This is a genomic window from uncultured Halorubrum sp., assembly GCF_937146585.1.
Classification (GTDB): Archaea; Halobacteriota; Halobacteria; order Halobacteriales; family Haloferacaceae; genus Halorubrum; species Halorubrum miltondacostae.
On sequence record NZ_CAKZRO010000063.1, the window covers coordinates 1 to 6,026 of the forward strand.

General features: G+C 71.5%; 8 protein-coding genes and 1 pseudogene. 2 read left to right on the forward strand and 7 right to left on the reverse strand.

Annotated features, from left to right (window positions below; translation table 11 throughout):
• The coding region (locus Q0116_RS05765; protein ID WP_297886387.1) for a lysylphosphatidylglycerol synthase transmembrane domain-containing protein at nucleotides 1–570 on the reverse strand (570 nt) is incomplete at its 3' end.
• Between the two features lie 118 nt (nucleotides 571–688).
• Between Q0116_RS05765 and Q0116_RS05770 the strand changes: the two genes are divergently transcribed.
• Nucleotides 689–979, forward strand: a complete 291-nt coding sequence (locus Q0116_RS05770; RefSeq protein ID WP_297886389.1) for a hypothetical protein — start codon at nucleotides 689–691, stop codon at nucleotides 977–979.
• Nucleotides 980–1,051: 72 nt separating this feature from the next.
• The gene (locus Q0116_RS05775) at nucleotides 1,052–1,612 is read left to right on the forward strand and encodes a rhomboid family intramembrane serine protease (protein ID WP_297886391.1); all 561 of its coding nucleotides are present in this window, start codon (nucleotides 1,052–1,054) and stop codon (nucleotides 1,610–1,612) included.
• A gap of 105 nt (nucleotides 1,613–1,717) precedes the next feature.
• On the opposite strand, the gene rpsJ is transcribed toward Q0116_RS05775, so the two are convergent.
• From rpsJ to Q0116_RS05805, 6 genes and pseudogenes are all read right to left on the reverse strand, one after another.
• Nucleotides 1,718–2,026, reverse strand: coding sequence for a 30S ribosomal protein S10 (gene rpsJ / locus Q0116_RS05780; RefSeq protein WP_004048854.1), 309 nt, complete (start codon nucleotides 2,024–2,026; stop codon nucleotides 1,718–1,720).
• Between the two features lie 3 nt (nucleotides 2,027–2,029).
• Nucleotides 2,030–3,295: a translation elongation factor EF-1 subunit alpha gene (gene tuf / locus Q0116_RS05785; RefSeq protein WP_297886396.1), complete on the reverse strand. Its 1,266-nt coding sequence runs from the start codon at nucleotides 3,293–3,295 to the stop codon at nucleotides 2,030–2,032.
• Nucleotides 3,296–3,519: 224 nt separating this feature from the next.
• On the reverse strand, nucleotides 3,520–4,518 hold the full coding sequence (locus tag Q0116_RS05790; RefSeq protein WP_297886397.1) for a homoserine dehydrogenase: 999 nt from the start codon (nucleotides 4,516–4,518) through the stop codon (nucleotides 3,520–3,522).
• Nucleotides 4,515–5,138, reverse strand: a complete 624-nt coding sequence (locus tag Q0116_RS05795) for an amino acid-binding protein (RefSeq protein ID WP_297886398.1) — start codon at nucleotides 5,136–5,138, stop codon at nucleotides 4,515–4,517. The genes Q0116_RS05790 and Q0116_RS05795 overlap by 4 nt, the downstream gene beginning before the upstream one ends.
• Nucleotides 5,135–5,275 carry a hypothetical protein gene (locus tag Q0116_RS05800; protein WP_297886399.1) on the reverse strand — a complete coding sequence of 47 codons (141 nt, stop codon included), beginning with the start codon at nucleotides 5,273–5,275 and terminating at the stop codon, nucleotides 5,135–5,137. Before Q0116_RS05800 ends, Q0116_RS05795 begins: the two co-directional genes overlap by 4 nt.
• Before the next feature lie 182 nt (nucleotides 5,276–5,457).
• Nucleotides 5,458–6,026 (reverse strand): annotated as a pseudogene (locus Q0116_RS05805) (elongation factor EF-2); the annotation flags it as partial.

Genomic DNA, 6,026 nt, shown 5'->3' on the forward strand with positions numbered 1-6,026 from the left:
GCACAGCGCGGCGGCGAAGGCGGTGCCGGCGGCGGCCGCGGCCGCTCGCTCCGAACCGGCCGGGGCGACGGTCCGCCCGTCCGCGAGGAGGGCCGCGAGCGCGACGCCGCCGAGCGCGCCGAGCGCGACCAGGTCGAAGGCGCGCTCGACCGCCAGCGACGCGATTCCGGTCGGGTAGGGCACGTCGCGCCGGTCGTTCAGCAGGTACGCGCGCACCCCGTCGCCGGCCCGCGCGGGGACGATCAGGTTCGCGGTCTGGCTTGCGAACACGGCCGCCGTGAGGAACGCCGTGCGACACCGGTACCCCATCGGCGCGAGCACGTCGCCGTACCGCCGCCCGCGGACGGGCCACGAGAGGAGGTACGCGACGAGCGCCGCGGCGAGCAGCGCCGGGTCCGCGGCGGCGGCCGCCGAGACGACGGCCCCGACGTCGAGCGTCCGCGTCAGCACCGCGCCGCCGACAGCGAGGACGAGGAGCGTCCCGGCGACCGCGAGCGATCCCCGGGGCAGGCGCTCGCGCAGTCGAGAAAAGCGCTCGCGGAGCCGAGCGGCGGCGGTTCGCGGGTTCATGCGATTATTTAGGTCGCCCTAAAGAATATAACGCTGGCGGTTCGCGGAGGCGAGCGGCGGGGTGTGTTCGACGCGACCCGAGGCAACACGTTTGTTCGTGGAACGTGGAATACCGCGCATGAGCGCGAACGAGGCGGCCGGCGACGACGTCCGGATGTGGCTCGTCGAGCGCACCTACTCCGACGACGAGCAGAACATGGTGATCCTCACGTACGCGACGCCGGACGGCGAACGCTACTTCCGCAAGGAGCGGGCGCTCACCTCCTTCACGGACGTGCGCGACACCACGGCCGCCGTCGACGCGGCGGCGTCGAACGTCGGCGCGGTCGAGGACCCCGACGACCGCGAGCGGTACGCCGCCGAGGCGACGCGGATGGCGCGGGCTCACGACCCCGACGACGTCATCTGAGCCGCGCCGACGGCGACCCGCGAGCGACGCGGCCGCACAGCCTTTTCACCGGCCGGCCCCAACGGTCACGCGATGCGCGCAACCCTCGAGACGCTCGGCGTCGCCCTCCTCGTCGGCGCCGCGCAGGCCCTCCTCGGAGTCGTCGGCCTCGCCGGGCTGTTCGCGCTGTCGACCCCCGTCGCCGTCGCCCCGTGGACGCTCGTCACGAGCGTGTACGCGCACGGCTCCGTCGGGCACCTGCTGGCGAACGCCCTCGCGCTGCTGCTCGTCGGCCCCCTCGTCGAGCGCCGGACGACCCGCCCGCGCTTCCACGCGTTCGTGGTCACGACGGGCGCGCTCGCGGGCCTCGCGCAGGTGACTATCGGTGGCCTGCTCGGTCCGCCCGCCGCCGTGTTGGGGATCAGCGGCGCTGTGTTCGCGCTCGGCGGCTACCTGCTCGCCGGCAACGTCGTGAGCGAGACGCTGTTCGACCGCCTGCGCCTCCCGCCGCGGGCCCAGCTGGTCCTGTTCGGCCTCGTCGCCGTCGTCCTCACGGCGACGACGGCCGCGCCCGGCGTCGCGCTGATCGCGCACGCGACCGGCGCGTTCTGCGGCCTCGTCGCCGGCCGCGTCGGCCTGCTCGACGCGCGCTGACCGGAACCGGACCGGACGGCGGACGGGAGTCAGGGGACGCGATCGACGGCGCCGAGGCTGGACGGCGTGAAAAACGAGAGGGGTGAAAGAGAAACGCCCTAGCGCTCAGTCTTCGAGAACGATCTCGATGCTGACGTCGTTCGGCACTTGGACGCGCATGAGCTGGCGGAGCGCGCGTTCGTCGGCGTCGATGTCGATCAGACGCTTGTGGACGCGCATCTCCCAGTGCTCCCACGTCGCCGTCCCCTCACCGTCCGGGGACTTGCGCGACGGGATCTCGAGCGTCTTCGTCGGCAGCGGGATCGGGCCCGACAGGGCGACCCCCGTCGAGTCCGCGATCTCGCGGACGTCGTCGCAGATGTCGTCGAGGTCCTCGGGGCTGGTACCGGCGAGGCGGACGCGTGCCTGCTGCATCGATTATCGCTCGTCGACGGAGAGCACTTTCCCGGCCGCGATGGTCTGACCCATGTCGCGGATGGCGAAGCTGCCGAGCTCCGGAATGTCGCCCGACGGCTCGATGCTGAGCGGCTTCTGCGGGCGAACGGTGACGACCGCGGCGTCGCCGGACTTGATGAAGTCCGGGTTCTCCTCGGCGACCTCACCGGAGGCCGGGTCGATCTTCTGGTCGATCGACTCGATCGTACACGCGACCTGTGCCGTGTGCGCGTGGAACACCGGGGTGTACCCGGCGGTGATCACGCTGGGGTGCTGCATGACGACGATCTGCGCCTGGAACGTCTCTGCGACGCTCGGCGGGTCGTCGGCCGGGCCACAGACGTCGCCGCGGCGGATGTCGTCCTTGCCGATGCCGCGGACGTTGAATCCGACGTTGTCACCGGGCTCGGCCTTGGGCACCTCTTCGTGGTGCATCTCGACCGTCTTCACCTCGCCGCCCACGTCGGACGGCTGGAAGGAGACGTTGTCGCCGGTGTTGAGGATCCCGGTCTCGACGCGTCCCACGGGGACGGTCCCGATGCCGGAGATGGTGTAGACGTCCTGGATCGGCAGGCGGAGCGGCGCGTCCGTCGGCGGCTCGGCCTCCGGCAGGTTGTTGAGGGACTCCAGCAGGGTGGGGCCGTCGTACCACGACGTGTTCTCGGACTCCTCGGCGACGTTGTCGCCCTCGAAGGCCGAGATCGGCACGAACGTGGTGTCGTCGGTCGCGAAGCGGACCTGGTTGAGGAGGTCCTCGACCTCGCCGATGACCTCCTTGTAGGAGTCCTCGCTGTAGTCGACGATGTCCATCTTGTTGACGGCGATGATGAGCTCGTTGATCCCGAGCGTGCGGGCCAGGAACACGTGCTCACGCGTCTGGGGCGCGACGCCGTCGTCGGCCGCGACGACGAGCACCGCGTTGTCGGCCTGCGAGGCACCCGTGATCATGTTCTTCACGAAGTCACGGTGGCCCGGACAGTCGACGATGGTGAAGTAGTACTCGTCGGTGTCGAACTCCTGGTGGGCGATGTCGATGGTGACCCCGCGTTCGCGCTCCTCGGCGAGGTTGTCCATCACGTAGGCGAACTCGAAGCCGCCCTTGCCCTTCTCTTCGGCTTCCTCGCGGTGCTGCTCGATTACGTGCTCGGGGACGCTCCCCGTCTCGAAGAGGAGTCGACCCACGAGCGTGCTCTTGCCGTGGTCGACGTGGCCGATGATGGCCAGATTCTGGTGCGGTTTGTCACTCATGGGGTAATCACGCGCTAAGGCGCTCTGTGAGTAAGTTTCGGTAGATTCCACTAAAACGGTTTCGATACGGCCCACAGAGTATCGCGCCGCCGTCCGGCGATTCTCGACAACGCGGGGCACGCCACGTCGGCGCACGGGCGGCGGAGCCGACCGGCGACGTGCGCGACCGGTGCGGGACGGGACGAAACACGCGGACCGGCGGGGGGCGTCGCCCGACCGGCCGACTACTCCAGGCGGCCCACGTCGCCGAGGACCGCGCTCGCCGTCTCGGGACCCCCGGCGCCGCGGCCGGAGATGTTGAGCCGCCCGGCGTGGGAGGTCTCGATCTGGACGATGTTCTGCGTCCCGGAGACCGCGAGCGTCCCGTTCTCGGGGACGAGCCGCGGCGCGACGCGGACGGTCTCGCCGGTCGCCTCGCCGATCAGCCGGACCGTCTGCCCGTCCTCGGCCGCGAGCCGGAGCGCGGAGCCGGGCACGTCGCGGATCCCGGAGACGTCGGCGTCGGCGAGCGTGAACTCCCGGGCGTCGGCCGGGTCGTCGGCCGCGCCGAACGAGAGCACGTTCGCGAGGATGACGCACTTCAGCGCCGCGTCGGTGCCGTCCACGTCGAAGGAGGGGTCCGCCTCGGCGACGCCGAGGTCCTGCGCCTCCGCGAGCACGTGGTCGTAGTCGAGCCCCTCGGCGGCCATCCGCGTCAGGATGAAGTTCGCCGTCCCGTTGAGGACGCCGCGGACCGCGGTGACGTGCCCGGGTTCGATGTCCTCGACGGTCGAGACCGCGGGGATCGCCCCGCCGACCGTCGCCTCGAACCGGATCTCGCCGTCGCTGTCGGCGACGGCCGCCCGCAGGTCGCCGTACCGCTCCGCGACAGGGCCTTTGTTCGCGAGGACGGCGTGTCGGTCGCGCTCCAGCGCGGTCGTCACGTGCGAGAAGCCGGGCTCGGCGTCGCCCAGCGTCGTCGGCGTCGCCTCCACGAGAACGTCGTAGTCGGCCGCCAGCGCGTCGTCGGGGTCGTCGTCGCCGACGATCCCGCGCTCGCTTTTCCGCGCCACGACCGCGTCGGGGTCGACGCCGGCGCTATCGTCCGCTCCCGGGCCGCCGGTCCCGTCCGCGACGACCGCCGTCGAGGAGTCCGCGACCGCGACGACCTCGTGGCCGTGTTCGCCCGCCAGTTCGACGACGGAGCGGCCGACCGCGCCCGCGCCGATCACGGCGAGTCTCACGCCTCCACCCCCGTGAGCGGCTCGACGACGCGGAGGTCCTTCGCCGCGGCCAGGTCGCGGACCGCCGCGAGCGCCGCGTCCGTCTCGCCGGCGCGGGCCTCGAGCCGGAGCCGCGCGCTCGACACCTCCTCGGTGCCCTGCGGGGCCGCGAGCGACACGTCGGCGACCGACGCCGACTCGCAGGCCTCGATCTCAGAGAGCGTGTCGGAGAGGTCGGTGTCGATGAGGTGGCCGAAGAGGAGCAGCGTCACCTCCTCCGCGTACCGCTCCGTGCCCGCCTGCATCACGTTCACGCCCTCGCTGCGGAGCGCGTCGACGATCTCCTCGAACCGCTCGGGGGTGGCCTCGAAGTCGACCTCGACCGGGATCCGCCCGCGGGGCGTCTTGTTCCCGCGCTCGTGGTAGATCGACAGGAGGTTGCCGCCGTTGTCGGCGATAGGGTGGAGCGCGGCGAGCAGCTGCCCGGGCTCGTCGACCAGCTCCAGCCGAACCGTGTGCGTCGAGGGGGTCGCGGCCGCGTGGCCGCCGTCGGGCGAGGCCGAATCCGCGTCCTCCGCGTCGTCGGTCGCGCCCTCGGCGTCGAGCGCGGCCTCCGGCGCCCCGTCGCGGCGGTCGCTCACGCGGCCACCTCCGGCGTCTCCTCGCGGCCGATCGTCTCGAGGGCGCGCGGTCGGGGGCACGGTCCTGTCCCCGGCGTGGAGCGGTCGCTCGGTGGCTCCGTCGCGGTGCGCCGGGGGGGAGTCGTGCCCGTCTGCATACCCGAACGGAGTCGGACGATCCGGTATAAGCCTTCGGCGGGGGCAGGCGTTGCCTCGCTCCCGCGCCTGTCAACGCGGCGCACGGTTCGCGGAGATCTGCCGCGATCGACGGCGTCGGGACTCCCGGGCGGAAGACGCGAGAGAGGAATAGACCGGAGAGACCGCGGACCGCGCCGTCGACTTAGAAGTAGTCGATCGACTGCGGCAGTTCGAGCTTCATCCCCTTGCGCTCGCGGATCTCCATGATCTTCTCGCGCTGGAGGTTGTCGACGAGGACGCGGAAGCCCGCGTTCTCGGTGTTCCACGAGGCGCGGCCCTCGGTGGCCGAGCGGATGTCGGAGGAGAATCCGATCATCTCCTCGACGGGCGCGATACCCTCGACGACCATGAGGTCGCCCTCCTGGTACATGTCGTCGACGCGGCCGCGGCGACCCTGGATCTCACCGGAGGCCGCGCCCATGTGTTCCGAGGGGACGTCGATGCGGACGTCCTGGATCGGCTCGAGCATACGGACCTCGCCGTCGATCAGCGAGCGGTGGACCGCGTCGCGGACCGCCGGGATGACCTGCGCCGGACCGCGGTGGATGGTGTCCTCGTGGAGCTTCGCGTCGTGGAGTCGGAACAGCGACCCCTGGACCGGCTCGGCGGCCAGCGGGCCGTCGTCGAGCGCCTCCTGAAGCCCCTCCAAGACGAGCTCCATCGTCTCGTTGAGGTGCTGGATCCCCTTCGTGTCGTCGATGAGGATGTTGG

Coding starts and splice junctions, on each gene's coding strand:
- Q0116_RS05800 (WP_297886399.1), bottom strand. CDS start 5,275: ATGCAGACGGGCACGACTCCCCCCCGGCGCACCGCGACGGAGCCACCG.
- rpsJ (WP_004048854.1), bottom strand. CDS start 2,026: ATGCAGCAGGCACGCGTCCGCCTCGCCGGTACCAGCCCCGAGGACCTC.
- Q0116_RS05770 (WP_297886389.1), top strand. CDS start 689: ATGAGCGCGAACGAGGCGGCCGGCGACGACGTCCGGATGTGGCTCGTC.
- Q0116_RS05775 (WP_297886391.1), top strand. CDS start 1,052: ATGCGCGCAACCCTCGAGACGCTCGGCGTCGCCCTCCTCGTCGGCGCC.
- tuf (WP_297886396.1), bottom strand. CDS start 3,295: ATGAGTGACAAACCGCACCAGAATCTGGCCATCATCGGCCACGTCGAC.